Raw genomic sequence first — 26,079 nt, forward strand, 5'->3', positions numbered from 1 at the left:
GAGACCTGAACACATCGCAGTCTCACCAAACGTAGGTCACCAGACCACCCAATTTTGCGTTGTGCTTTCTTACGGGAACAGACATGCCTTCATTGATGACTCAAGACGAATTCCGCACTGCCCTGGAAAAGGCGATCAAGGGCAATAGCGCGAACCGGGCTCCTTTCAGCGTTGCCTGGGCAACCGGTAAGCTCAGCCGTGCACACATGGCGCGTTGGGCGGAAAATCACTACCACTACGTCGGGCCGTTTGCCGACTATCTGGCCTATGTGTATGCCCGCATGCCGGACAACTTCACTGAAGCCAAGGATTTTCTGCTCGCCAATATGTACGAGGAAGAAATCGGTGGCGATCGGCACACGGATCTGCTGATCCGCTTCGCAGAAGCGTGTGGCACCACACGTGCCCGCGTCGAAAATCCGGACAACATGTCGCCAACCACCCGCGCGCTGCAGTCCTGGTGCTACTGCGTGGCCATGCGCGAAGACCCCATCGTAGCGGTGGCGGGCCTGGTGGTGGGGCTGGAATCCCAGGTCCCATCCATCTACCGCAAGCAATCACCCATCCTGAAAGAAAAATACGGTTTCACGGACGAAGAGGCCGAGTTCTTCGACCTGCACATCGTGTCGGATGAAATCCACGGCGAGCGCGGATACCAGATCGTTCTGGAACATGCGAACACCGTCGAACTGCAGCAGAAATGCCTGCGTATCTGCGAGATCGGTGCCAAGATGCGGTTCCTGTACACCACGGCGCTCTACAACGATTACGTCAAGGACGAAATCCCGCTCGAAGAGCTGGAGATGCAAGCAGCAGCGTAATCGGTTGCGCGCAGGCCAGCGAGCATCACGCTTCTCTGGCCTGTGCGCAAGCCATATTCTCTCCCGGGCGATTGCCCGGGGCTCTCGTGTGCTCAATCGGTGACAGGGGTGCCAGGCGGTGCGTGACCTCAAGAATCAGGTTTTCAAGAACTATATTGGCGACGACTGGCGGGCTGCCGCTTCCGGCGCCACCTATCTCAATCGCAATCCGGCAGATGCGGAAGACTGCGTCGGTCATTTTCAGGATTCTGGGCCAGAAGACGCCAGGGTTGCCCTCGAAGCGGCGCAGGCCGCGTTTTCGGCGTGGCGCGATACGCCCATCACGAAGCGCGCAGCCATTCTCATCCGGGCAGGCGAACTTCTGCGCGAGCGCGCCGATGCTGTCGCCGAAGAATTGACGCGTGAAGAGGGCAAGCTGCTGTCGCAATCGCGCGCCGAGGTCCTTCGTGCTGCAGGAACCTTGCAGTTCTACGCGATCGAAGGCCAGACCTACTCGGGTGAGACCTTCCCTCAGGATGATCCCGATCAGGTGGTGTACACCCAGCGCGAGCCGTTGGGCGTGGTGACGGTCATTTCGCCGTGGAATTTTCCGATTTCCATCCCGGCGCGCAAGATCGCGCCGGCACTCATCACCGGTAATACGGTGGTGTTCAAGCCCTCTACCGATACCCCTTTGTCGGGATATCGTCTTGCGGAGGCTCTGGTGGATGCAGGCATTCCGCCGGGCGTTCTGAACTTCATCACGGGGCGTGCCTCGCGCATTGGCGACGTACTGACGCAGTCTCCAGAGGTTCGTGCAGTCACGTTCACCGGCTCGACTCGGGCCGGTGAAGCAATCCATCGCGGGGCGTCCATGACCACCCGCCTGCAGATGGAGCTGGGCGGCAAGAATCCGCTCATTGTCATGGCAGATGCGGATCTGGATCTGGCTGTCGACTTGACGGTGAAAGGCGGTCTTTCCCTGACGGGCCAGGCCTGTACGGGGACCAGCCGCGTGCTGGTTGACGAGCCCGTGCGCGAGGCCTTCACCGAAAAATTGTTGCAGCGAATTGCGCAGCTCAAGATCGGTTCCGGGTTCGAAAAAGGCAATGAGTTGGGACCGCTGGCAACCGAGAGCCAGATGAAGACCGTTCTCGACTACGTCGCCATTGGCAAGGCTGAGGCGACGCATCTGGTGGGCGGTGACCGTCTCACGGGCCCCGGCTATGACGGGGGCTACTACGTGGCGCCCGCCGTGTTCACCGGCGTGACTCCCTCCATGCGCATTGCGCGCGAGGAAATCTTCGGGCCGGTGATTGCCATCCTGACGGTTCATGGCTACGACGACGCCATCCGCGTGGCCAACGACACCGAATACGGCCTGTCTGCGAGCCTGGTGACGCGGGACGCGCGTCTGGCGCATCGTTTTCCGCACGATATCCAGGCGGGCACGGTGAAGGTGAATCGGACCACCACAGGCAATCTGGTGAACGCACCGTTTGGAGGCCTGAAGCGGTCGAGCACCGCAACTTTTCGCGAATCCGGGCGCGCCGGTCTCGAATTCTTCACGCAGATCAAGACCGTCTATCGCGGCGTGTGATGTCTACTTTTGGAGGACAGTAATGAAGCAAACTCTACAACTCGAACGTGAAGAAGCCCGCCTGATGATCGATGCGGCAATCGCCAAATCGAAGGAAATCGGCGTTCTGGAAACTGTCTGCGTCGTGGATGCGGGCGGTTATCCCATTGCCCTGGAGCGCATGAACGGTTCGCGCATCACGGGCCCGCAGATTGCAATGAACAAGGCGTTTACTGCAGCAGGGCACAAACGCTCCACGCACCTGTTCACGCGCGCGCCCAACGGGCCGGCGCTGCCGGGCAATGAGGCCTTCGGCATCCAGCTGAGCTTTGGCGGACGTTTTGCGGGCTTCGTGGGCGGCTTTCCCATCGTGGTCAATGGAGAAGTCGTTGGCGGGTTGGGCATGAGCGGCGGCAATGGCAAACAGGACACCGAAGCGGGCCTGGCAGGATTGCAGGCACTGGCCGATGCCTTGAAGGACAAGGGCCTGACGGTGCTGGTAGAAGCCGACATCAAGAAATAGGGAGTTGTGGGGCCTTGCCCCACTGCTTCTCTGGAGAATCGCCATGGGCCACAAGGTTCGCGTATCAGATACCGGTGAGGTCTTTGAGGTCTCACGCGACGAAACCATTCTGGATGCCGCACTGCGAACGGGGGTGAGACTGCCTCACGAATGCACGTTTGGTGGTTGTGGCACCTGCCGCGTCAGGCTCCAGGAAGGCTGCGTCCATTACGACGAGTTTCCGATGGCGCTCACGCCGGAAGAAGCGGAGCAAGGCTATGCCCTGGCGTGCCAGGCACACCCTGATACCGATGTGGTGCTGACGCCTGCCAACCATGGGCCCGTGCTGGCAGAGCCTGTGCACACCGTGGCAGAAGTGCACCAGGTCGAGCCTTTGACGGCCGACATTTCGCGTCTGGTGCTCCAGTTGCCGGAGGACCTTGATTGCGATTACCGGCCTGGTCAGCACATGAACATCCTCTTGCCGGATGGCGCCGAACGCAGCTTTTCCATGGCGAGTGCCTTTCCGTTTGGCAACGAGCTGGAGTTTCACGTCCGTCACGTGCCAGGGGGCGCCTTTACGCAGGAGCGCTTGCCTGCCCTGAAGGCCGGCGATGCCCTCGATATCGAAATTCCCAAAGGCACCTTCTGCTATCACGCGGAAGACTATCGGCCCATGATCTTCGTGGCGACAGGGACCGGGTTTGCGCCGATTCGGGCGATGCTGGAATCACTGCTGGATGATGAAGATTGCCCCCCTGTCTCACTGTACTGGGGGATGCGCACCGAAGCGGACCTCTATGCCCGTGAAGAGCTGGAATCCTGGCTCGGGCGTTTGTACGAATTCAACTTCGTCCCGGTGCTGTCGCGTGCCGGTGAATCATGGACTGGGCGAACGGGTCATGTGCAGGACGCACTTGCGCAAGATTTCCAGGACGTCTCCGAATATGCCTTTTACTTGTGTGGGTCGCCACAAATGGTGACGGACACCAAGCGCGTGCTCCTGGGCCTGGGTGCCGAAATGGACGTGATCTACTCGGACAGCTTTACATTTCACCATGGCCAGAATGAAAAACCGGTAGCGGCCTGAGGTCGCTACCGGTGTCGGCTTCCTGCTGCTGCCTGAACGCTCAGGCGTGTGCAGGCCGATGACCATGCGGATTTGAAGCGCCACCCTGACCCTTGCCGTGATCGTTGCGTTGGGGCGTGTTATGGATCATGGCAGCCTCACCCTTCAGGTAGCGGCCAAAATCGTGCCAGGTCATGGAAAAAAGGGGGATCGAGCGCCGAAGCACTGAGCGGTGCATATAGAAACGGCCCAATTCCTGACCAATAGGGGTGCTTGGATAGCGACCTGAGTCTGTCATGTCGTACTCCTTTAATGGTTAGTCCTGATTGACTGGATTCAGTATACCGTTTTTAATGCCGTGTGCCTAGTGTTAACCCTAATATTCCAGGAAGTGTTGTGAAGGGGCACGATCGAAGATGAAGGCCGCGGTCGAGGGCGCCTGCCTGCGCTCCCGCCTGCGCCCGGTGGCGCTCAGTCCCAGTCGTACTCCACCGTCAGAGGGGCGTGATCGCTGAAGCGGGTGTCTTTGTAGACGGCTGCCCGTCGTGCGTGCGCTGCAATACCTGGGGTGGCGACCTGATAATCGATGCGCCAGCCTACGTTCTTGGCATAGGCCTGGCCGCGGTTGCTCCACCAGGTGTAGGCCTCGTCGGTGGCGTCGGGGTATAGGCGGCGGTAGACGTCCACCCAGCCATGGTCATCGAAGATCTTGGTGAGCCAGGCGCGTTCCTCGGGCAGAAAGCCGCTGTTCTTGCGGTTGCCTTTCCAGTTCTTCAGGTCGATTTCGTGGTGGGCAATGTTCCAGTCGCCGCACAGGACGAATTCGCGGCCTGTGTCCTTGTGCTCCTGCATCAGGCCACCCATCCAGTCCTCGAACAAGTCCAGGAATCGGTATTTGGCCGCCTGGCGCTCGTCGCCGCTCGTGCCCGACGGCAGGTAGGCGCTGACGACCGTGAACGTGGGCCAGTCGGCGCGCAGCACCCGGCCTTCTGCGTCGAATTCTGCGTTGCCCATGCCGATGGTGATTGAATCGGCCGGCACGCGAGCGTATAGGCCCACCCCGCTGTAGCCCTTCTTTTCGGCGGGATGAAAATGGCCCGTGTAGCCGGCCGGATGACGCATGTCCTCGGTCAGGTCGGCATCCTGGATCTTGATCTCTTGCAGGCACACGACGTCCGGGCAGGCGGCCGCCAGCCAGTCGGCCAGGCCTTTTCGGTAGGCCGAGCGAATGCCGTTCAGGTTCAGTGTGGTGATGCGCAGCACGGTGCGACTCCAGTCGTTGTTCTTCCCGTACTGTAGACGATCGCCGGTCGGGAAATCAGCCGAACCGGAAGCTGGAGACCGTCAGGCTGCCGAATGCGTCGACTTCGTGATGAAAGCAGGTGGCCTTGTCTTCGCCCGCTGCGCCGCTGGCCACGAAGAGCGGTACCAGGTGGTCTTCCATGGGGTGGGCGATGCGTGCCGAAGGCGCCTGAGACCACCTGCGCAGCGTCTCTTGCCGGGCGTTCAGGTCACGGTCGATCAGGGCATCCTGCAGCCAGGCATCGAACTGAGCGGAAGGCTCACGGCCGGCAGGGCCGAAGCGGCGCAGGTTGTGGTAGCTCAGGCCGCTGCCCACGATGAGAATGTTCTCGTCTCGCAGCGGCTGCAGCGCCAGGCCCAGCGCATGGTGAAAGTCGGGGTCGAAGCCGGCCTCGATCGAGAGCTGCACCATGGGGATGGTGGCTTGCGGGACCATGACGTACGCCGGGACGAAGGCGCCATGGTCATAGCCGCGTTGAGAGTCCGCCGTGACGGCAACGCCTTGCCCCTGCAGCAGCGTAGTCACGCGACCGGCCAACTCGGGCGATCCGGGCGCCCGGTAGTGGATCTGGTAGGTGGGTGCCGGGAACCCATAGTAGTCATAAAGCATGCCGGGGTTCGCGGCGCTTGTGACTTGCACGGCGCCTTGCGTGATCCAGTGAGCCGAAACCATCAGGATGGCTGCGGGCGACTGTGGCAGCTGGGCCGGGATGGATTGCAGCGCCTGTGTCAGCGGCGCGTACATAGCTGCCTGTTCCGGCATCCAGGGCCAGGGCCCGCCGCCGTGTGAGACGAAATAGATAGGCTGCCGTTGCGTAGAAGTCATGGTGTGTGTCGAGGCGAACGCTGCGGGTTGAGTCTATTTTCCGCGGAGCAGTTTGTCCAGGCTCCAGGACCCTGGGCCGTACAGAAAGAGCAGGAAGAAGACGAACGCATACAGGATGGGTGCCTCGCCCCCCGTGAGGATGGGCAACAGGAAATGCCCGTGCGGCGTGACGTGGCCCACCAGGTAGGCCGCAGCACCCAGGCCGGAGGCGACGAAGGCGGCCGGGCGAGAGAACAGCCCCAGCAGGACCAGTGCGCCACAGACCAGCTCGATGATCCCTGCAATGCCGAAGAGCGACAGTACTTGCAGATGCTCGAAGGCGGCGATGTGGGGCGTGCCAAAGAGTTTGGCAGTCCCGTGGATGAACAGCATGTAGCCTGCTCCGATGCGGATCAGGCTGGTCAGGCGGGGAGCCCAGGTGGCGCAGCAGGATTTGTCCATGGAGGGTGTCCTAGAGTTGCGGCTCAGCAAGCATGAAGAGTTGAAATCCTACACCACAAAGTCCCTCACCGGGACCCAAGAATTAGTAGAAATACCTATTCGTCATGGGATCATCAGTCTAAAAAATTATCTTAATATAAAAAAGTAGATTCAATGGTGGATCTGTGAAGCACTTCGCAGGTTGCCGAAACCGGTTTTTCATCGCATCAGAGCAAACCAACAGGAGCAAACCAGTGGACGCTCAACTCAATACAGCACCAGGCAGCTCGGGGGATGTCGTCACGCCCTATGCCTGGAAAGCCCTGTGGGGCTCGGCAATCGGCTATGCCATGGACGGCTTCGACCTGCTGATCCTGGGTTTCATGCTGGCCGGCATTTCAGCCGACCTGCACCTGGCTCCAGGGCAGGCCGGTGCGCTGGTCACCTGGACGCTGGTGGGTGCCGTGTGTGGCGGCATCGTCTTTGGCACGCTCAGCGACCACTATGGCCGTGTCCGGGTGCTGACTTGGTCCATTTTGCTGTTTGCCGTGTTCACGGGCCTGTGTGCCTTTGCCCAGGGCTATTGGGATCTGCTGATTTACCGCACCATTGCCGGCGTCGGCCTGGGGGGTGAATTCGGCATCGGGATGGCGTTGGCTGCCGAAGCCTGGCCGCCGAGCCAGCGTGCCCGGGTATCGTCTTACGTCGCGTTGGGGTGGCAGGCAGGGGTGCTGCTGGCCGCCATCGTGATCCCGTTCCTGTTGCCGCATATCGGCTGGCGTGGCATGTTCCTGGTCGGTATCTTCCCGGCAGTGGTTGCCTGGGCCATCCGCCGTCATCTGCATGAGCCTGACCTGTTCGTGAAGACGGTCAAAGCGCATCGCCCGCAGTTTTCCCAGTCCTACGGCATGCTGGTCAAGGATGCGCGCACGACCCGCACCAGCATCGGCATGTTCATCTTGTGCTCGGTGCAGAATTTTGGCTACTACGGGATCATGATCTGGATGCCAAGCTACCTCGCCAAGTCGCAGGGCTTTGGCCTGACGAAATCGGCTGTCTGGACCGGCGCCACCATCATCGGCATGGCGCTTGGCATCTGGCTGTTCGGGCATCTGGCCGACCGCATCGGCCGCAAGCCCAGCTTCATTCTGTACCAGTTGGGTGCCATCGTCATGGTGCTGTATTACTCGCAGCTCACGGACCCAGCCACCATGCTCTGGGCCGGTGCGCTCATGGGGTTCTTTGTCAACGGCATGCTGGGCGGCAACGGGGCGGTGATGTCCGAAGCGTATCCGACGGAAGCGCGTGCCACGGCGCAGAACGTGCTGTTCAATCTGGGGCGTGCCGTCGGCGGCTTTGGCCCGCTGGTAGTGGGTGCGATTGCTGCAGCTTATTCATTTCACGTGGCCATCGCGCTGCTGGCGTCCATCTATGTGCTGGACATGCTGGCCACGCTCTTCCTGATCCCTGAATTGAAGGGAGCAGAGCTGAAGTGAAGGTGATGGAGCGGTCACGCGAAAGCGCGACGCAGGAGTCGGTCGTGAACCAGGTCTGTGGTTTCCAGCGTAATGCCGAGTCGGTTGCCTCGCACACGTGTCGTGTTCAGGAACACCGCTGGGTGAATGCACGCTACAAGTATCTGAAACTGCAGGCCGAGGCCGATCTGGTTGCGGCCACGCGGCCGGGGCAGTTCTATCAGCTGAAGTGCCCGGTGACCGAAGCGTCGCAGCCGTTTCTGCTGCGCCCCATGAGCGTCTACGGAACGGGCCCGGCACCGGGTGAAATTCAGTTTCTCTATAACGTCACCGGGACGGGGACGCAGGCGCTGGCCAGTTTGGCCGTGGGCGATTCGATGCAGATCGTGGGGCCGCTGGGCAACACGTTCACGGTCAAGCCCGAGTTTCGCCGGATACTGCTGCTGGTGCGGGGCGTGGGTCTGGCTACGCTTGCGCCCGTGGTGCGTGAAGCGGCACAAGCGGGGGTGGCCATCGTGGCCGTCATGTCGGCGCGCTCGCCCGAAGACCTGATGCGCGGCGAATTTTTGGGTACGGCGCCTGCCGAAGTGCATTGCGTGTATGACAGCGATGGTTCTTCGGAAGTGTCGCGGGTTGAATCCCTGATCCGCGGCCTGCTGGCCGATGGCGGCACGGATGCGGTCTATACCTGCGGCTCGCAGCGTCTTCTGATGCTGCTGCAGCGCGTGCTGCAGGACTTTCCGGACGTACTGGGCGAGGTGGCCATGGAGCAGCACATGGCGTGCGGGATGGGGGTGTGCCTTTCCTGCGTGCGGCTGTTCGACGTAGCCGGCAGCAAGCAGTTTCTGCGAGTGTGTCGCGATGGCCCCGTCTTTGCCATCCGTGATGTCGTTGGTGAGGTCCAGTATGGTTGATTTGCGTGTAGACCTGGATGGGCTGAGGCTGATCAGCCCGATCATGCCGGCGTCGGGCTGCTTTGCCATTGAATACGCCGAGGCGCTGGATTTCAATCAGCTGGGCGCGTTGGTGATCAAGAGTGTGTCGCCCAAGAGCCGGCCTGGCAACCCGACGCCGCGCGTGGCCGAAACGGCGAGCGGCATGCTCAATTCCATTGGCATCCCGAGCAAGGGGCTGGATTATTTTCTGCAGCATGTGTTGCCGCCCTACCTGCAATTTGAATCCCCTGTCGTGGTGTCGATTTCGGCCGATACCGTGGACGAATTCGCGCAGGCCGCCCAGCGCGTCTCGGTACCGGGAGTGGTCGCGATCGAAGCCAACATTTCGTGCCCCAACCTGGAGGCGGACGGCCTGGCTTTCGCAATGAGCCCCGAGACCACGCTGGCTGCCGTCCGCGCTGTGCGTCGCGAGACCACTTTGCCGGTCTGGGCCAAGCTCACACCCAACGTAGCGCATGTGGCCGAGATTGCCTGTGCGGCCGAGACGGGTGGCGCCAATGCTCTGGTGATGGGCAATACGGTGCTGGGCATGGCCATCGACGTGCATACGCGCAAGCCTCGGCTCGGAAACGTCATGGGGGGGCTCTCGGGTCCTGCCATCAAGCCCATTGCCTTGCGCATGGTGTATCAGTGCCATCGCAGCGTCAGCATTCCGGTGATCGGGTGTGGCGGGATCGCTTGTGCCGAGGACGTCGTCGAGTTCATGCTGGCGGGCGCGAGCGCCGTCCAGGTTGGTGCGGCCTCGTTTCAGGACCCGGGGATTCTGTACAAGATCACTCAGGACCTCGTCCGGTTTTGTGAGGCGGAGCACGTTGCCGCGGTCGGCAGTCTGACGGGCGGTATGGCGCTGGACGCGGATCTGACGGACAGCTGGTTGCGGATGGCGCAGCAGTCGGGCTAGTGCAGTGCGTTTGAAGGTGTGGCACAGACATGATTGATCTCATTGCATATCGGGATTTGGCCGCGAAACTCTTTGCGGATATGCACTACTTTTCTTTTGACGGCGTGGGTATCACCCGCGCAAGCTACGGGCGCGGCGAATCGGCGGCAGCCGATTACCTGCGCGAATTTGCGCAATCCGAAGGGCTTGTGGTCGAGGCGGATCGCGCCGCCAACCTGGTTTTTCGTTTTCCCGAGACGCCTGCTGAAAACCCCGTGATATGGATGGGGTCACACATGGATTCCGTCCCCCAGGGGGGCAACTTCGATGGGATGGCCGGGGTCCTGGCTGGGCTGCTCTGCCTGGTGGCCAGGCGCCGTGCGGGGATTGGCGGCAATCTCGAGGTGATCGCCTTTCGAGGCGAAGAAAGCGCCTGGTTCGGCAAGGCGTACGTGGGGTCCAGCGCACTTCTGGGAAAATTGTCCGAAGCCGATCTGGCGCTCAAGCGCCGCGAAGCCGACGAAACCCTGGGCGACTGCATGCAGGCGCTGGGGGCGGACATGGCCGCCATTCGTGAAGGTGAACGCCTGTTTGATACCGCGCACGTCAAGACGTACCTCGAGCTTCACATCGAGCAGGGGCCGGTCATGGTGGCCCGCGACCTGCCCGTCGCCGTGGTCTCCAGCATCCGCGGAAATTTCCGCCACAACCGGATCGTGTGTGAAGGCGAGCCAGGGCATTCGGGTGTCGTGCCCCGGTGGCTGCGTCACGATGCCATGTTTGCGGTGTCGGATCTCATCATGCGGCTCGACGAGCATTGGCGTGTGCTGCTCGAGCGCGGGACCGATCTGGTAGTGACGGCCGGTATCGTGGGGACCGACCCGGCCGATCACGCCATTTCGCGCATTCCGGGACGCGTGTTCTTCAGTCTTGAGGCGCGCAGTCGCAGCACGGATACGCTGGAAGCCTTTTACCAGCTGGTACATGCCGAGTGCTCGGCGATCGAGCACGAGCGTGGCGTGAAATTCGCCTTCGATCGCCGCGTGCTGTCGGCACCGGCGACGATGAATCCTCATGTGTGTGATACGCTTTCTGCGGCTTGCGCCGCCCGCGAGCTCGCCTTCGACGTGATCCCCAGTGGGGCGGGGCATGATGCCGCCCTTATGGCCAATGCCGGCATCCCCGCCGGCATGGTGTTCGTGCGCAACCAGCACGGTTCGCACAATCCTCGCGAGGCCATGGAACTGGACGATTTCATGCAGGGCGTTCAGGTGCTCAGTGACGCGCTGGGGCCTCTGGATGCGTGACGCAGCTGCCGGTGCAGTTTGTTGAACAGGATGACAATCATGAATCAGTCTCTTCTGGGTTCGGATCATTTCGCACAGGAACCCGATCCCGCTGCGGCAGTGGCGCGCGCCTTGCTGGATGCCGGTTGCGTCAGAGTTCGCTCCGAAGAGCCGTTCCGTTTGCCGTCGGGGTGGGCAAGCCCTGTCTACATCGATTGTCGGCGCTTGATTTCTTTCCCTACCTTGCGCCGCCGGCTGTTGGCCCATGGCCTGCACGTCTTGCGGACGGCGGGCGTGCTCGATGGGCTGGCGGCCGTGGTGGGTGGTGAGGCAAGCGGCATTGCCTTTGCGGCCTGGGTGGCGGATGCTCTGGATTTGCCGCTGCATTATGTGCGCAAGCATCGCACGGTGCGCAGCCAGGTCGAGGGGGTTGTGGAGCCTGGTGCTCGCGTGCTGTTGATCGACGACATGATGGCGGGGGGCCAGTCCAAGGTGCGGTTTTGCAAGGCGCTCGAGACGGCAGGTGCGCGCGTCGATACGCTGTTCGTGCTGTTTGATTACGCGACCTTTCCGACGCAGGAGCTGCTCGCTCCCCTGGGCGTGACCGTCCATTCATTGGCCACTTGGCAGGATGTGTGCCGGGTCTGGCAGGCTCGGGGTGGCATTGAAACCTCGGCGCTGCGGGATTTTCAGGCGTTTCTTTCCGACCCGGCCCGCTGGTCGCAGGCCCATGGTGGGGTGGCACGCAACCCCGTCAAGCGCTAACGCCCGCCTGCGCATGCCAAGCGCCGATACCTTCCATTCGACCATTGATTACGCTGCCCTGGGCGAGCGCCTGCGTGCGTATCGCATTGGCGCGGCCTTGCAGGCCGAGGATGTGGCCGATCAGTTGGGGATCTCTCGTGCCGCCGTGTATCGGATGGAAAAGGGCGAGATCGTCAAGATCGAGACGCTTGAGCGCGTGGCTGCCTTGCTGCGCACGACGTTGGCCTCGCTGCTGGGGGCCCAGGTCGAGTACTACGCCAATGCACTGGGGCTGTTCGAGCGCATGCGCCAGCTCGAGCACAGTGCCGACAGCATCTTCGTGCATTTCGAGCCGGTGTCTTTGCTGCTGGCCTCGGACGCCTACCCCGCGCTCTTGCGCGAGATGCTGATGGAGGTGACCGCGCGGCGGGCTGGGGGGGCCATTACGCAAGACGAGGTGGATGCCATCATCCACGTGATCGAAGAGCGTCGCGCCGCCTTTCGCAGGCGCCGGCCCCAGGTGGTGGGCCTGGTGGGTATGCATGGGCTGGAGCGGTTTTTGCAGATTGGCATGGTGGGGCGGGTGCGCCTGTCGGATTCGGTGCGCCAGAACCGGTTGGCTGCAGCCCGCCGTGAGATTGCCCGGGTGGCAGACCTGATGGCGAGCGAGCCCCTGAACGTGCGGATCGGTCTGGTGGACGATGCCATGCCGGCCTCGACCTTCGAGTTCTTTGCGGGCCCGTCGGGCAAGGCGGTGGCCACCAGCCCATTTCGACTGGGTGAACTCCCCAACGTACGTAACGGTATTGCCACCGTCACCTCTGCGCCAGAGGCGATCGAACATTATGAAGACCTGACGGCCAAGCTCTGGAAGAGCGCCTACAAAGGCGCCGTGGGCGCCGGGCACCTGCAGCGCTTGCTGGACCGGCTATGAGCGAGGGCTCGCGGGGCGAGACTCTTGCATTCTCTGCCGCTACGGCAGATTGCGGCTATGCTATCTACCTGCTACCCGCAGGGGCCGGCAGGCCAATCATGGAGTGGGAACAAGTATGACTTTCAAGGAAATCACACAGCGTTTTGCACAGTCGGAGTCCGGTAGTGATTCCTTCAAGCAGTTCTACAAAGACGCGTTCGAACTCATGAAGCGCGACCCCGACAACGCCGGCCTGTATTTCGTGGTGGGCATCGCGGCGCAGACGTATGTCATCAAGTACGAAGACCAGGCGGTTGCGCCCGAGTTTGCCGACAGGATCAAGGCCACGCTGGAAGGGTTCAATGCCAGGCTGCTCGCTGCGCTGGACATGGCCCCAGCTGACCGCTTGCGAGTGTTGGGCGAAGTGGCAGTGGATTACGAATGGAATGAATCCGCGTTCTGATTTCTGCCGCAGTTCACTGACTGAAGTCTGACATGGACCGTGCCTGGTCGAGCGTGGACTTGGCCTGCGGCAGCCTGCCAAAATGGCGGATAATGGCACGTTTACCCGATTTGAGGCCCCTCATGATGCCTGGCTCACACGCCCTTGCTTTCGTTCGCTTCGCCCTGGAACATGGTGTGTTGCGCTTTGGTGAATTCAAGACCAAATCGGGGCGCGTGAGCCCCTATTTTTTTAACGCGGGTCTCTTTAATGATGGCGCTTGCGTGGGGCGGCTGGGCAAGTTCTATGCCGAGGCGCTGGTCAATTCCGGCCTCGAGTTCGACATGCTGTTTGGTCCGGCCTACAAGGGTATCCCGTTGGCGACGACGGCTGCCGTAGCCCTGGCCGAACACCCTGTTCTGGCGGGCCGTCACGTGCCGTTCGCCTTCAATCGCAAAGAGGCCAAGGATCACGGCGAAGGCGGGGTTCTGGTGGGCGCACCGCTCGCCGGGCGCGTGGTCATCATCGATGATGTGGTCACAGCCGGGACTTCGGTGCGTGAATCGGTGGGTCTCATCCGGGCGGCCGGTGCACAACCTGCTGCCGTCCTGATTGCCATGGATCGCATGGAGCGTGCAGGCTCGCTGGGGAACCTGTCGGCGCATTCCGCCGTGCAGGACCTGGAACAAACCTATGGCATGCCGGTCATCAGTATCGCGTCCCTGACGGACGTGATCGGCCTGCTGGATGGCGACCCCGAACTCGCCGCCCACCGGGGTGCGGTGGTGGCGTATCGCGAGCGCTACGGGATCTGAAGCCGCCTGTAGGCAGCCACCGCGATCGCGGTGGCTGATGCCGGCTATTGAAGTTTCTTATTGAAGTTTCTGTTTGAGCAGGGTGTTGACCTGCTGCGGATTGGCCTTGCCCCGTGCGGCCTTCATGATCTGACCGACCAGTGAATTGAAGGCTTTTTCTTTGCCTGCACGATATTGCTCCACGATGTCGGGGTGCGCGGCCAGCACGGTGTCTATCATGGCTTCGATGGCGCCCGTGTCGCTGATCTGGCGCAGGCCCTTGGCTTCGATGATGGCGTCGGGTTCGCCCCCCGATTCTCCCGCCCACATGGCTGTAAAGACGTCGCGGGCCATCTTGTTGGAAATCGTGCCATCCAGAATACGGGTGATGAGCGCTGCCAGCCGCTGGGGCGAGACGGGGGATTGCCGGATCTCGAGCTCCTCGCGGTTCAGTGCAGCGGACAGCTCGCCCAGGATCCAGTTGGCCGCCTGCTTCGCCTGCCCGCCAGGCAGCGCATGCGCCACGGCTTCGAAGTAATTGGCGATGTCGCGGTGCAGCGTGAGCTGGGCCGCATCGTAGGCGGTGAGCCCCATCTCGGCTTCAAAACGGGCCCGCTTGGCGGCGGGCAGTTCGGGCAGGGTGGCGCGTACGTGCTCGATCCAGTCTTGCGGCACGATGAGCGGCGGCAGGTCGGGGTCGGGGAAATAGCGGTAATCGTTGGAGTCTTCCTTCGAGCGCATGGTGCGGGTTTCGTCGCGCTCGGAATCGTACAGGCGCGTTTCCTGGCGCACCGTGCCGCCGTCTTCGATCAGTTCAATCTGGCGGCGGGCTTCGTATTGGATGGCGCGTTCGATAAAGCGAAATGAGTTGATGTTCTTGATTTCGCACCGCGTGCCGAATTCTTTTTGCCCCTTGGGGCGCACCGACACGTTGGCATCGCAGCGAAAGGACCCTTCCTGCATGTTGCCATCCGAGATCCCCAGCCACACCACCAGCCCGTGCAGCGCACGTGCGTACGCCACGGCCTCGGCGGCCGAACGCATTTCGGGTTCGGAGACGATCTCGAGCAGCGGGGTTCCCGCACGATTCAGGTCGATGCCGCTGGAGGACTCGCCGTGCGGGCCCTGAAAATGCTCGTGCAGTGATTTGCCTGCATCTTCTTCCAGGTGGGCGCGGGTCAGGTTCACCGTGTGTTCCTGCTCGCCGACGAAGAACGAAAGCTGCCCGCCCAGGACGATGGGAAGTTCCATCTGGCTGATCTGGTAATTCTTGGGCAGGTCGGGGTAGAAGTAGTTCTTGCGTGCGAAGACCGAGCGATTGGCCACCTGAGCGCCGATGGCCAGGCCAAAGCGGATCGCACGTTCGACGGCGCCACGGTTCATGACCGGCAGCGATCCCGGCAGCGCCATGTCCACGGCGTTGGCTTGCGTGTTGGGCGTGGCACCGAACTGCGTGCTGCTGCGGGAAAAGATTTTCGACTGTGTGGAGAGCTGGGTATGCGTTTCCAGCCCGATGACGATTTCCCAATCCATTATGCGTGCCCCGGAATGCGTTGATGCCAGTCGGTGACCTGTTGATAGCGGTCTGCCAGCGCCAGCAGATGGCCTTCGGAAAAATAGCGTCCCACGAGCTGCAGGCCGATCGGCAGGGGCGTGGTGCCACCGCCAAAGCCACAGGGGATGGACATGCCGGGCAGGCCGGCCAGACTCACTCCCAGCGTGTAGATGTCGGCCAGCCAGTCGGCGATGGGGTCCTGCCGGTTGTCACCGATACGGCGTGCCACGTCGGGTGTGACCGGGCCCATGATGACGTCGCAATCATTTGCGAAGGCGTGCTGAAAGTCATCGACGATCATGCGGCGCACCCGTTGCGCCTGCAGGTAATAGGCGTCGTAGTAGCCATGCGACAGCACGTAGGTGCCCACCAGAATACGCCGGCGGACTTCGTCACCGAAGCCTTCGGTACGTGAGCGGCTGGTCATGTCGATCAGGTCGCCGTAATGCGCGGCCCGGTGACCGTAGCGCACTCCATCGTAGCGCGACAGATTGCTGGAGGCTTCAGCCGGTGCGATAACGTAATATGCCGGGATGGCCAGACGAGTGCGCGGCAGAGAAATCTCCACACGGGTAGCGCCCAGCGATTCGAACACCTTGAGGGCCGCTTCGATCGCGTCTCCTACTGTTGCGGACAGCCCCTCGTTGAAGAACTCGCGCGGGACGCCAATGCGCAGGCCCTTGAGGGGCTGCGCTGCCGCCGCCTCGAAGCGCACCTGTGCGGCAGCATAATCCGACTGCACACGCCCAGGGGCGTTGGCGACGCCATCGCAGGATTCCAGGCTGGTGGAGTCGCGCTCGTCGAAACCGCTCATGACGTCGAGCAGGGGGACCAGGTCGCAGGCGTTGCGAGCCAGTACCCCCGCCTGGTCCAGGCTGGACGCGTAGGCGATCATGCCATAGCGGGACACGGTGCCATAGGTGGGCTTGATGCCGCTGACGCCACACAGGGCGGCCGGCTGACGTACCGAGCCTCCGGTGTCAGTGCCGGTGGCACCGACCACCAGCCCCGCGGCCACGGCTGCTGCCGAACCGCCTGAAGAACCACCGGGCACGTGCTCGGGGTTCCAGGGGTTGTGGACGGCGCCGAAAGCGGAGTTTTCATTGCCCGAGCCCATGGCAAATTCGTCGCAGCTGAGCTTTCCGAGCGATACGGTGCCTGCGGCACGCAGCTGGCCCACCACTGTGGCATCGAAGGGGCTGACGTAGTGCTCGAGCATTTTGCTCGAGGCCGTCGTGCGCCATCCTTGGGTGACGAACAAGTCCTTGTGTGCAATCGGGATGCCCGTGAGGGGCCCGGCCTGGCCGGCAGCGCGCGTGGCGTCCGCCGTGCGGGCCTGTTCCAGGGTGAGGGCGTCGTCGACGTGCAGGAACACGTGGCTATCCGGATAGGCGTGGACGGCCTGCAGGGTGTCGGTGGCCAGTTCGACGGCACTGATGCGTTTGTCGCTCAGGGCCTGGCTCAGATCGCGGAGGCTGTGGAATTCAGAAAGCAGGGTCATGGCTTATTCGATGACGGTGGGAACCAGAAACAGCCCTTGGTGTGCGGCCGGTGCATTGGTCAGGCAGGCATCACGCTGTGCGATGGTCTGAGCCGGTTCTGCGGTGTCTTCGCGCAGGCGCAGGGCAACGTCCTGATGTGCCGCCAGCGGGTGCGCCATGGGGGTGATGCCCTGGGTATCCACAGCCTGCAGTTCCTGGATCAGCCCGAGAATGCGGGTGAGTTCCTGCTGTGCGCGTTGCTGGTCGTTGGCCGTGAGATTCAGGCCGGCAAGCCGCGCCAGCCAGGCGATGTCCTGTTCAGTCAGTGCCATGTCGGTGGTTCCGGTGAGTACTCGTCCGTGCGTGCGCAAGGGCGGTGGATACGTCTGGGGTGTAACCGGAAATTAGAAAAGCAATGATTTTGCAATATATTACGCAGTCGCTTCAGCGTATCCGAGGGGGATTATAAGTTATCATTGCTGATTCCATGCGGAATGGCCGGCGCTTATCGCCGAGCCCCCTTGTCCTCTTTTCATTAGTGCGCCCATGTTCGGATTCCTACGCAGCTATTTTTCCAGCGACATGGCGATTGACCTCGGCACGGCGAATACGCTCATTTATGTCCGCAGCAAGGGCATCGTGCTGGATGAACCCTCGGTCGTCGCCATTCGTCACGATGGTGGCCCCAACGGCAAAAAAATCATTCAGGCTGTCGGCCGCGAAGCCAAGCAGATGCTGGGCCGCGTGCCTGGCAACATCGAGGCCATTCGGCCCATGAAAGACGGCGTGATTGCCGATTTCACCGTCACCGAGCAAATGCTCAAGCAGTTCATTCGCATGGTGCACCCGCGAAGCATGCTGGCGCCCAGCCCGCGCATCATCGTGTGCGTGCCCTGCGGTTCCACCCAGGTCGAGCGTCGCGCCATCCGTGAATCCGCTCTGGGTGCGGGAGCCAGCCAGGTCTACCTGATCGAAGAACCCATGGCGGCTGCCATCGGGGCCGGCCTGGCCGTGTCCGACGCCAGCGGGTCCATGGTGGTCGACATCGGTGGCGGTACCACCGAAGTCGCCGTGATTTCGTTGGGTGGCATGGTGTACAAGGGCTCCGTGCGGGTCGGCGGCGACAAATTCGACGAAGCCATCGTCAATTACATTCGTCGCAATTACGGCATGCTCATCGGCGAGCCCACGGCCGAGCTCATCAAGAAAGAAATCGGTTCGGCCTTCCCGGGCTCCGAAATCCGCGAAATCGAAGTCAAGGGCCGTAACCTGTCCGAAGGCGTCCCGCGCAGCTTCACGGTGTCGTCCAACGAAATCCTCGAGTCCCTCACTGATCCTCTGAACCAGATCGTGTCTTCGGTGAAAACGGCGCTGGAACAAACGCCGCCGGAACTGGGGGCCGACATCACCGACAAGGGCATTTCCCTCACGGGAGGTGGCGCTTTGTTGCATGATCTGGATCGTCTCCTGCAAGAAGAAACCGGCCTGCCCGTAGTCGTGGCCGAAGACCCGCTCACCTGCGTGGTGCGCGGTTGTGGTGAAGCACTGGAGCACCTGGAGCGTCTGGGTGGGGTGTTCATCTACGATTGACCGGCGCGTTGCGAGGCCCTGTCCCAATTGCCGGATGGGGTGCCCGACGCCCTTGTTGCAATGCGCCATTGACTGAACTGGCTCGACAGCACGTTGGGCCACCATTGCTGTTTCGCCATGAGAGAACCCGGCAAACTGACACTCTTCAAGACAGGACCCAGCGTGGAAGTCCGCGCGGTGCTCCTGATCATGGTATGTCTGGTGCTGGTGGTGGTGGACGCCCACTGGGCAGTGTTTTCTTCTGCCCGCCGGGCCGTGGCCGTAGCCATTTACCCCTTCGAGCGCGTGGTACTGGCACCGCGCGATGCGCTCGAATACTTCGACAGCTGGTCCCACGCAGCTACGCTGGCGCGTGATGAACAGGATGCCTTGCGCCGGCAGCGCATCGAGATGGCGCAGATCGCCACGCACGCGGCGCAGTTGGCGACCGAGAACGAGCAGTTGCGGCGCTTGCTCAATGTATCGGAAAAGATTTCTCAGAAGTCGGTGGCGGTCGAAGTCTTCTACGTGCCGCCTGATGCCTTCAACCACAGGTTGATTTTCAACAAGGGTTCGCGTGCCGGGATCAAGCCGGGGATGCCCGTGATCGACGAGGGCGGCGTGGTGGGGCAGATCATTCGTGTCACGCCGTTTACCTCCGAGGCCGCGCTGCTGTTTGACGACCGCATGTCCATTCCCGTGCAGGTGCTGCGCAATGGCCTGCGGTTGATTGCCTTCGGCAGCGACGAGGTCGGCAAGCTCGAGGTGCGCTATCTGTCGGGCAACGTGGACATCAAACCAGGCGATACCCTGGTCACCAGCGGGATTGGCGGGTTGTTCCCGGCCGGCTTGCCGGTGGGCCGCGTCGAGAAGGTGGATCATGACCCCGGCACCGGCTTTGCGATGGCGATTGCCGACCCCTTGTCGCATCCCGAGCGCTACCGGCATTTTCTGGTCCTGCAGGTGGACGTGAGCGACGTTCCGGACCCCAAGGAGATCGAGCGTGAACTCGCGCACCCATAGGCCGGCGTCGGGGCAGTCGTCTCTCATGGCGCTGCAGCCCATCGATTCGGCTCCGTTCTATCGTCCCGCGCCCTCCTTGCTCGTCTGGGGGTCCTTGATCGGCATCTGGATGGCCTCGTTGCTGCCCTGGCGCCTGTGGGCTCCGGTCCCGGACCTGCTCATGCTGGTGCTGGCGTTCTGGTGTTTGCACGAGCCCAACCGGGTGGGGCTGTTCACTGCCTTCGTGCTGGGTGTGCTCATGGATGTGCACGACACGGGCCTGCTGGGGCTGCATGCGCTGTGCTATGTGTTGGTGGCTTATGGCATCTTGCGATTGAACCGGCGTCTGCAGCATTTCAATCCCTGGGTGCAGATGCTGCATGTGCTGCCGATCTTCATCGTGGCACTCATGGCATCCCACCTGCTGGGCGCATGGATGAACGGTGAGTGGGTTGGCTGGGACTGGCTCTGGTCGGGCGTCATCACGGCGGTCCTGTGGCCTCTGGCCGATGTGCTGCTGCTACTGTATCAGCGCCGCCTGGATGGCTCGGACGTGGGTTCCGTGTAGCTTATGTTTGAGTTTCACAAGACCAGCCAGCATCAGCGCCAGACCGTTCTGCTGCGTGCCTGGGTGGCGGGGCTGTTTGCGGTGGTCTTCCTGCTGGTGCTGGTGGGACGTCTGTGGTTTTTGCAGGTGGTGCGCTACGACAATCTGTCGGCGCGTGCGGAGCAAAATCGCATTGCCATCGTGCCGATTCCTCCTCGCCGCGGGCAGATCATGGATCGCGACGGCGTGGTCATGGCGCGCAACGAGCGTGACTACACGCTGGTCGTGACGCGCTCGCGCGTGCAAGGCAACATCGACGCCATGCTCGATCACCTGGGCGAGCTCGTCTACATCAGTGCCGGCGATCGTCGCAAATTTCTGCGCTTGTATCAGCAAAGTGGCCGCTATGCGCCGGTGCTGCTGCGCAACAACCTCAATGAAATCGAGGCCTCCTGGTTTGCGGCGCACGCGTATCAATTTCCGGGCGTGGATCTGGAGGCGCGCTGGGTACGGTATTACCCTGAACATGAAACGGCCGCGAACGTGGTGGGTTTCGTGGGCCGGATTTCCGAGGAAGACGAACAACATCTCGAAGACACGGGACAGGCCGGCAACTATCGCGGCACCCAGGTGATGGGCAAGAAGGGCATCGAGAAGACCTGGGAGCGCGCCTTGCATGGCCGCACCGGAGTCGAAGAGCTCGAGGTGACGGCGGGAGGCCGCCCCGTGCGCGAGCTCAGCCGTACCGATCCGATTCCAGGTTCGAACCTGGAGCTTTCGTTGGACATTGGCCTGCAGAAGCTTGCTGAAGAACAGTTCCAGGGCAAGCGGGGCGCACTGGTGGCCATTGCACCCAAGACGGGCGAAGTGCTGGCCTTTGTCTCATCCCCTTCCTTCGACCCCAACCTGTTCGTCGATGGGATCGACGTTGAAAACTGGAAGAAGCTGAACGATTCGCCTGACCATCCACTCATCGATCGCCCGCTCTACAGTACCTATCCGATCGGCTCGACTTACAAGCCGTTCGTCGCGCTGGCGGCGCTGCAGATGGGTTTGCGTTCGCCGACCGAGCTGATTCCTGATCCGGGATATTTCGAGCTGGCCGGCCAGAAGTTTCGCAATGCAGCCGGGGCCGTCTATGGGCCTACCGACATGCACAAGGCGATCGTGAAGTCGTCAGACGTCTACTTCTTTTCGCTCGGTGCCATCATGGACGTCGACAAACTGCACGATTTCACCAAGCAGTTTGGCTTTGGCCAGATCACCGGCATCGATCTGGATGGCGAACGGCGTGGAGTCCTGCCCTCGCGGGCCTGGAAGCGCAAGATGTACAAGAAGCCCGCCCAACAGCACTGGTATCAGGGTGAGACTGTTTCTGTGGCCGTGGGCCAGGGCTACAACGCATTCACTTTGCTGCAATTGGCGCAGGCCACCTCCGTGCTGGCCAACAATGGTGTGTACATGAAGCCACACCTCGTGCGCCGTATCATCAACCCGGTGACGGGTCGCTTCAGTTATCCGGTGACGGGGCCTGAATACACGATCAAGCTGGACCCCAAAAATCTCAAGATCGTCAAAGATGCGATGATAGACGTGGTGCGCCAGGGGACCGCGCGCCAGGCGTTCCTGGGGGCGCCCTACCAGGCGGCCGGCAAGACGGGGACGGCCCAGGTCTACAGCCTGAAGGGCGCCAAGTACCGGGCGCATTCCGTGGATGAGCGCCTGCGGGATCACGCGCTCTTCATGGCCTATGCGCCTGCCGACGATCCCCAGATTGCCGTGGCCCTGATCGTGGAAAATGGCGGCTGGGGTGCATCCGTGGCTGCACCGATTGCGCGCAAGGTCTTTGATTATTGGCTGGACCCGGCACGCGTCGCGGCTCGGCAGCAAAAACTGCAGGCCGAGCAGGCCGCTGGCAAGACCTTGATCAAGGCCGGTTCCGAGCCAGAAGCCGCCCCTGCGCCCGATGACGAAGAATCGCCCGAGCCCGCGCCCTTGCCCGACGGGAGCGACGAACCTGCCGAGGGCGTCCAGGAGAATACCCCATGAAACTGATGGTCCTGGCTGTGCGCCGCATGTTTGCGGCGCTGGATTGGCCCTTGCTGGCGCTGCTGGCCGTGATGGCGATGGTGGGCATGGCCACCATGCATTCGGCCGTGGGGGATGCTGATCCCCGGTTCGCAGATCAGTTCCGCAATTTTTTGATTGCCTTCGTGGTGATGTGGATCGTGGCCGTGCTTCAGCCTCGAGTCATCCTGAAGTGTGCTCCCTATGTCTACCTGCTGGGCATTGCGTTGCTGGTGGCGGTGGCACTTTTTGGTGTGACCAGCAAGGGCGCCACGCGCTGGCTCAATATCGGAGTCGCGCGGATTCAGCCTTCGGAGATCATGAAAATCGCCGTGCCGCTCATGCTGGCGTGGTATTTCGAGCGCCAATCTCTCAGTCGCATCCGGGCTCGCGATTTTTGTGTGGCGGCGTTCCTGCTGCTCATCCCGGCCGCCCTCATCATCGAGCAGCCTGATCTTGGCACGGCCATGCTGGTACTGGCTTCAGGCTTTTGCGTCATGTATTTTGGCGGTCTGTCCTTCAAGTTGCTGATCCCTGTCGTGTTGGTGCTGGGGATCGGACTGGGCACCCTGGTCACACACGAGGGCCAGATTTGTGAGCCGGACGTGAATTGGGTCGTGCTGCACGAATACCAGAAGAACCGCATTTGCGTGCTGCTCAACCCGGGGATGGATCCACTGGGCAAAGGCTTTCATACGATCCAGTCCATGATTGCCGTCGGTTCGGGGGGCGTATACGGCAAGGGCTACATGCAGGGCACGCAATCGCACCTGGATTTCATCCCCGAGCGCATGACGGACTTCATCTTTGCCGTCTTTGCTGAAGAATTCGGCCTGTATGGGGGGGTGGCCCTGTTGGCCTTGTATGCCTTGCTGGTGCTGCGTGGCCTCTCGATTACGGTGCGCGCACCCACGCAGTTCGGGCGCCTGGTCGGAGGCGCGATGTCCATGATGATGTTCGTCTATGTGTTCGTGAATGTGGGCATGGTGACCGGCATCCTGCCGGTGGTGGGGATACCCCTGCCGTTCATGAGTTACGGAGGGACTGCTCTCATCACGCTGGGCGTGGCCTGCGGCCTGCTCATGAGCATAGGCTCACATCAGCCGCAGCGGGACACGTAGAAACTCTCCAGCAGTCGGCTGATGGGGGCGGGCATTCCGAGTTCCGCCAGCTGCGTCGCGCCGACCCAGGCATGTTCGCCCTGCTCGCCGGATGGCATCCACTGTTCTGTTTGCAGATGCCAGGGTTGCAGGTGCAGCCGAAAATGGGTGAATACGTGCTCGAAGGCCGCCATGGGCTGCAGCGCCTGTGGGGGCCCGCCATGACGGCAGAAGTCCTGCAGTTCGTGGTCAGTGTCGAACTGGGGCAAAGACCAGAGCCCCCCCCAGACCCCCTGTGGAGGACGGTGCTGCAGCAATAGCGTGTCGCCGCATTCGGCCAGCAAGATGTGGCAGCGGCGTTCTGGCTGCGCGCGGCGTGCCCGAGGGTGAGGCAGCTCCTGCTGCCGTCCCTGGCGCCTCGCTTCGCAGGTATCGAACAAAGGGCAATGAGGGCAATCGGGGGCGCTGCGCGTGCATACGGTAGCCCCCAGGTCCATCTGCCCTTGGGTATAGGCGCCCATGTCCAGGTCGACAGGCGCCTGATCCAGCCACGCCTGTGCCCAGGTCCAGAGCTGGCGGGTGGCGGCGGCGCTGGTGGGGTCGCCGTCCAGAGCGTAATAGCGTGCCAGCACACGGCGCACATTGCCGTCCAGGATGGCAGCCCGTTCACCAAAGGAAAAAGCGGCAATGGCTGCTGCGGTGGAGGCACCGATACCTGGCAACTCGGACAATGCGGCGGCACTCACTGGAAACTGCCCGTGGTGGTGGTCGCGAATGGTTTGCGCACAGCGATGCAGGTTGCGCGCCCGGGCGTAATACCCCAGGCCTGCCCAGGCTCGCAATACGGCGTCCAGCGGGGCGTTGGCCAGGGTTGCCACATTCGGGAATTCGAGCAGGAATCTCTGGTAATAGGGCACCACCGTGGCAGCCTGTGTCTGCTGCAGCATGACCTCTGAAAGCCAGATCCGATAAGGGTCACGGGTGGACTGCCACGGAAGCCCATGGCGTCCCGACTGGCGTTGCCAGGCCGCGATACGCGATGCGGGGCCCATCAGAATCGGGTGTGGCGAGTGACCGAGAGTCTTGCGGCGACGGCACCCAGGATGACAATCAGGATTCCCCAGAGCAATAGGTCGGAGCTGGCGGGTAGATGGATGGCCCACTGAATGCCGTAGCTGTGCGCAAAGTTGCCCAGGATGGTGTTCAGGGGAATCAAAGCAAGATCCGCCAGTGCGATGGCAAGGAGGCTGGAGGCGAAGCCGGTGAGTGCCCCCAGATACAGGAACGGACGTCGCACGAAGGACTCGGTAGCCCCCACCAGCCGCGCGACTGCGATTTCTTCGCGCTGGGTGAGTGCCTGCAGGCGCACGGTGTTGAAGACGGTCGCGAGCACCACGATGCCTACTGCGATGGCAAGGAGCCCCAGCCCCATGCGCACGAAGGACAGCAGGGATTCAAGCCGCCGCACCCACTCGCTGTCCATTTGCACACGGGCGACGCCTGGCCATTGCTGCCACGTCTGCGTGAGGGCTGCTGCTTCCTGAGCAGGCGCAGTCGAGTCTTTCAGCGTGACGATGATGGCATCCGGCAGCGGGTTTTCGGGCAGGGCATCCAGCGCCTGCGCCCAGGCCGGGTCGGCGCGCAACTGCGCCATGGCCTGATCGCGCGGCAGCAGGCGCACCTGGTTGATCTTGCTGCCCGATTCTTTCTGGATGCGGGCAAGCAGGGTTTGCTGATCGGCGCTGCTGGTATGGGGTGCAAGGAAGAGCGTCAGCTCGGGTGTGACGGCAAGTTGACGCGCCAGCGGCTGGCTGGATTCGAGGACGGCCGCGCCCAGGATGGGGACGGTAAGCATCAGCGAAATGATCACGATGTTGGCGGCTGATGAGAACGGATGCAGCCGCAGCCGGTGCAGTGCGACCCGGAGAGCGTAGCGGTGGTGGCTCAGCCAGCGGTTCATGCTGGGACTCCCGGAGTATCGTTGAAGCGGCCCTCGGCGATGTGCAGGGTGCGCTGTGCGTAATGCGCCATGAGATCGGTGTCGTGAGAGGCGATCAGGGTCGTCACGCCTACGCGGTTGAAGTCCCGAAATACGTCCATGATGCGCACGGCATTGGCGTGGTCCAGATTGGCCGTCGGTTCGTCAGCAATCAGGATGGCAGGCCGTCCGACGATGGCCCGGGCCATGGCGAGCCGTTGCTGTTCGCCGCCCGACATCTCAATGGGATGCAGGTCTTCTTTGCCGCGCAAGCCGACCTTTTCCATGGCGGCGCGGGCACGGGTCGCTGCCATGCTGCCGTCGAGCCCCTGCACCTGCAGCGGCAGCAGCACGTTGTCGAACGCCGTGCGGTCAAAGAGCAGGTGGGCATCCTGCAGGATCAGCCCCACGGTTCGCCGCAGGTAGGGCTGCGCGCGCGCCGCAAGCTGGTCGGTGCGGTGACCGTTGACGGTCACCGAGCCCCGGCTTGGGTGCTCGAGCCCGCCAACCAGCTTGAGCAGCGTGGATTTCCCGGCGCCGGACGGCCCCGACACGAAGATGAATTCACCGGCGTCAATGTTGAAATTGACGTCTGCCAGAATGTTGCGGCTGCGGCCGAACGACTTGAAGACATGCTGAAATTCGATCATGCAGACCCTGTGTGCGACGCGGTGTCCAAAGGGGGCTCCGAACCATTCTACTGGTTGCCGGCCCAAGCGAGACGCCGGGGCGGGCAGCGATGATTCAGAGGCTCGAGGAATTGTATTCCGGGTGTGCTTGATACATCCTTTT

27 protein-coding genes are annotated in these 26,079 nt (G+C 62.1%); 17 read left to right on the plus strand and 10 right to left on the minus strand.

Annotated elements, in window-relative coordinates; translation table 11 throughout:
- Positions 1-83 precede the first annotated feature (83 nt).
- From VF285_RS01660 to VF285_RS01675, 4 genes are all read left to right on the plus strand, one after another.
- Positions 84-821 carry an iron-containing redox enzyme family protein gene (locus tag VF285_RS01660; RefSeq protein ID WP_346950868.1) on the plus strand — a complete coding sequence of 246 codons (738 nt, stop codon included), beginning with the start codon at positions 84-86 and terminating at the stop codon, positions 819-821.
- 118 nt (positions 822-939) lie between these two features.
- Complete coding sequence (locus tag VF285_RS01665; RefSeq protein ID WP_346950869.1) at positions 940-2,400, plus strand: aldehyde dehydrogenase family protein; 1,461 nt, start codon at positions 940-942, stop codon at positions 2,398-2,400.
- A 22-nt stretch (positions 2,401-2,422) separates the two neighbouring features.
- A complete protein-coding gene (locus VF285_RS01670) occupies positions 2,423-2,902 on the plus strand; it encodes a heme-binding protein (protein WP_346950870.1) in 480 nt (159 codons plus the stop codon).
- A 43-nt stretch (positions 2,903-2,945) separates the two neighbouring features.
- On the plus strand, positions 2,946-3,971 hold the full coding sequence (locus VF285_RS01675; protein ID WP_346950871.1) for a 2Fe-2S iron-sulfur cluster-binding protein: 1,026 nt from the start codon (positions 2,946-2,948) through the stop codon (positions 3,969-3,971).
- A 40-nt stretch (positions 3,972-4,011) separates the two neighbouring features.
- Here the strand turns inward: VF285_RS01675 and VF285_RS01680 are convergent, their stop codons facing one another.
- The 4 genes from VF285_RS01680 to VF285_RS01695 form a co-directional block, all read right to left on the minus strand.
- The gene (locus VF285_RS01680) at positions 4,012-4,248 is read right to left on the minus strand and encodes a hypothetical protein (protein ID WP_346950872.1); all 237 of its coding nucleotides are present in this window, start codon (positions 4,246-4,248) and stop codon (positions 4,012-4,014) included.
- A 173-nt stretch (positions 4,249-4,421) separates the two neighbouring features.
- On the minus strand, positions 4,422-5,213 hold the full coding sequence (locus VF285_RS01685) for an exodeoxyribonuclease III (RefSeq protein ID WP_346950873.1): 792 nt from the start codon (positions 5,211-5,213) through the stop codon (positions 4,422-4,424).
- A gap of 55 nt (positions 5,214-5,268) precedes the next feature.
- The gene (locus VF285_RS01690) at positions 5,269-6,078 is read right to left on the minus strand and encodes a class III extradiol ring-cleavage dioxygenase (RefSeq protein ID WP_346950874.1); all 810 of its coding nucleotides are present in this window, start codon (positions 6,076-6,078) and stop codon (positions 5,269-5,271) included.
- Between the two features lie 33 nt (positions 6,079-6,111).
- Positions 6,112-6,519, minus strand: coding sequence for a DoxX family protein (locus VF285_RS01695; RefSeq protein WP_346950875.1), 408 nt, complete (start codon positions 6,517-6,519; stop codon positions 6,112-6,114).
- Positions 6,520-6,752: 233 nt separating this feature from the next.
- Here VF285_RS01695 and VF285_RS01700 point away from each other — a divergent pair, with 233 nt between their 5' ends.
- The 8 genes from VF285_RS01700 (at position 6,753) to pyrE (ending at position 14,009) form a co-directional block, all read left to right on the plus strand.
- On the plus strand, positions 6,753-7,994 hold the full coding sequence (locus VF285_RS01700) for an MFS transporter (RefSeq protein WP_346950876.1): 1,242 nt from the start codon (positions 6,753-6,755) through the stop codon (positions 7,992-7,994).
- Between the two features lie 44 nt (positions 7,995-8,038).
- Positions 8,039-8,887, plus strand: coding sequence for a dihydroorotate dehydrogenase electron transfer subunit (locus tag VF285_RS01705; protein WP_346950877.1), 849 nt, complete (start codon positions 8,039-8,041; stop codon positions 8,885-8,887).
- Positions 8,880-9,830 carry a dihydroorotate dehydrogenase gene (locus VF285_RS01710; RefSeq protein WP_346950878.1) on the plus strand — a complete coding sequence of 317 codons (951 nt, stop codon included), beginning with the start codon at positions 8,880-8,882 and terminating at the stop codon, positions 9,828-9,830. The genes VF285_RS01705 and VF285_RS01710 overlap by 8 nt, the downstream gene beginning before the upstream one ends.
- 29 nt (positions 9,831-9,859) lie before the next feature.
- Positions 9,860-11,116 carry a hydantoinase/carbamoylase family amidase gene (locus VF285_RS01715; RefSeq protein WP_414648042.1) on the plus strand — a complete coding sequence of 419 codons (1,257 nt, stop codon included), beginning with the start codon at positions 9,860-9,862 and terminating at the stop codon, positions 11,114-11,116.
- A gap of 39 nt (positions 11,117-11,155) precedes the next feature.
- Positions 11,156-11,860 (plus strand): orotate phosphoribosyltransferase, encoded by a 705-nt coding sequence (locus VF285_RS01720; protein ID WP_346950879.1) that lies wholly within the window; start codon positions 11,156-11,158, stop codon positions 11,858-11,860.
- Positions 11,861-11,873: 13 nt separating this feature from the next.
- The gene (locus VF285_RS01725) at positions 11,874-12,773 is read left to right on the plus strand and encodes a helix-turn-helix transcriptional regulator (RefSeq protein ID WP_346950880.1); all 900 of its coding nucleotides are present in this window, start codon (positions 11,874-11,876) and stop codon (positions 12,771-12,773) included.
- 115 nt (positions 12,774-12,888) lie between these two features.
- On the plus strand, positions 12,889-13,215 hold the full coding sequence (locus VF285_RS01730) for a hypothetical protein (RefSeq protein WP_346950881.1): 327 nt from the start codon (positions 12,889-12,891) through the stop codon (positions 13,213-13,215).
- A 125-nt stretch (positions 13,216-13,340) separates the two neighbouring features.
- Complete coding sequence (pyrE, locus tag VF285_RS01735; protein ID WP_346950943.1) at positions 13,341-14,009, plus strand: orotate phosphoribosyltransferase; 669 nt, start codon at positions 13,341-13,343, stop codon at positions 14,007-14,009.
- Positions 14,010-14,066: 57 nt separating this feature from the next.
- Here the strand turns inward: pyrE and gatB are convergent, their stop codons facing one another.
- The 3 genes from gatB to gatC are packed head-to-tail and all read right to left on the minus strand — an operon-like array spanning position 14,067 to position 17,356.
- Positions 14,067-15,521: an Asp-tRNA(Asn)/Glu-tRNA(Gln) amidotransferase subunit GatB gene (gatB, locus tag VF285_RS01740; RefSeq protein WP_346950882.1), complete on the minus strand. Its 1,455-nt coding sequence runs from the start codon at positions 15,519-15,521 to the stop codon at positions 14,067-14,069.
- On the minus strand, positions 15,521-17,044 hold the full coding sequence (gene gatA, locus VF285_RS01745; protein ID WP_346950883.1) for an Asp-tRNA(Asn)/Glu-tRNA(Gln) amidotransferase subunit GatA: 1,524 nt from the start codon (positions 17,042-17,044) through the stop codon (positions 15,521-15,523). The genes gatB and gatA overlap by 1 nt, the downstream gene beginning before the upstream one ends.
- A 3-nt stretch (positions 17,045-17,047) precedes the next feature.
- Positions 17,048-17,356, minus strand: a complete 309-nt coding sequence (gatC, locus tag VF285_RS01750; RefSeq protein WP_346950884.1) for an Asp-tRNA(Asn)/Glu-tRNA(Gln) amidotransferase subunit GatC — start codon at positions 17,354-17,356, stop codon at positions 17,048-17,050.
- A gap of 214 nt (positions 17,357-17,570) precedes the next feature.
- Between gatC and VF285_RS01755 the strand changes: the two genes are divergently transcribed.
- From VF285_RS01755 to rodA, 5 genes are all read left to right on the plus strand, one after another.
- A complete protein-coding gene (locus VF285_RS01755; RefSeq protein WP_346950885.1) occupies positions 17,571-18,614 on the plus strand; it encodes a rod shape-determining protein in 1,044 nt (347 codons plus the stop codon).
- Between the two features lie 117 nt (positions 18,615-18,731).
- On the plus strand, positions 18,732-19,616 hold the full coding sequence (mreC, locus tag VF285_RS01760; protein ID WP_346950886.1) for a rod shape-determining protein MreC: 885 nt from the start codon (positions 18,732-18,734) through the stop codon (positions 19,614-19,616).
- The gene (mreD, locus tag VF285_RS01765; RefSeq protein WP_346950887.1) at positions 19,597-20,163 is read left to right on the plus strand and encodes a rod shape-determining protein MreD; all 567 of its coding nucleotides are present in this window, start codon (positions 19,597-19,599) and stop codon (positions 20,161-20,163) included. The genes mreC and mreD overlap by 20 nt, the downstream gene beginning before the upstream one ends.
- 3 nt (positions 20,164-20,166) lie before the next feature.
- Complete coding sequence (gene mrdA, locus VF285_RS01770) at positions 20,167-22,191, plus strand: penicillin-binding protein 2 (RefSeq protein ID WP_346950888.1); 2,025 nt, start codon at positions 20,167-20,169, stop codon at positions 22,189-22,191.
- Positions 22,188-23,330 (plus strand): rod shape-determining protein RodA, encoded by a 1,143-nt coding sequence (gene rodA, locus VF285_RS01775; protein ID WP_346950889.1) that lies wholly within the window; start codon positions 22,188-22,190, stop codon positions 23,328-23,330. The genes mrdA and rodA overlap by 4 nt, the downstream gene beginning before the upstream one ends.
- On the opposite strand, the gene mutY is transcribed toward rodA, so the two are convergent.
- Genes mutY through VF285_RS01790 form a run of 3 tightly spaced genes read right to left on the minus strand, consistent with a single transcriptional unit; the run spans position 23,309 to position 25,937 of the window.
- Positions 23,309-24,361, minus strand: coding sequence for an A/G-specific adenine glycosylase (gene mutY / locus VF285_RS01780; protein WP_346950890.1), 1,053 nt, complete (start codon positions 24,359-24,361; stop codon positions 23,309-23,311). The genes rodA and mutY overlap by 22 nt on opposite strands.
- Positions 24,361-25,269, minus strand: a complete 909-nt coding sequence (locus VF285_RS01785; RefSeq protein ID WP_346950891.1) for an ABC transporter permease — start codon at positions 25,267-25,269, stop codon at positions 24,361-24,363. The genes mutY and VF285_RS01785 overlap by 1 nt, the downstream gene beginning before the upstream one ends.
- Positions 25,266-25,937 carry a cell division ATP-binding protein FtsE gene (locus VF285_RS01790; protein WP_346950892.1) on the minus strand — a complete coding sequence of 224 codons (672 nt, stop codon included), beginning with the start codon at positions 25,935-25,937 and terminating at the stop codon, positions 25,266-25,268. Before VF285_RS01790 ends, VF285_RS01785 begins: the two co-directional genes overlap by 4 nt.
- Positions 25,938-26,079: the final 142 nt, after the last annotated feature.

Source organism: Castellaniella sp., from assembly GCF_036379515.1.
Taxonomy (GTDB): Bacteria; Pseudomonadota; Gammaproteobacteria; order Burkholderiales; family Burkholderiaceae_B; genus Castellaniella.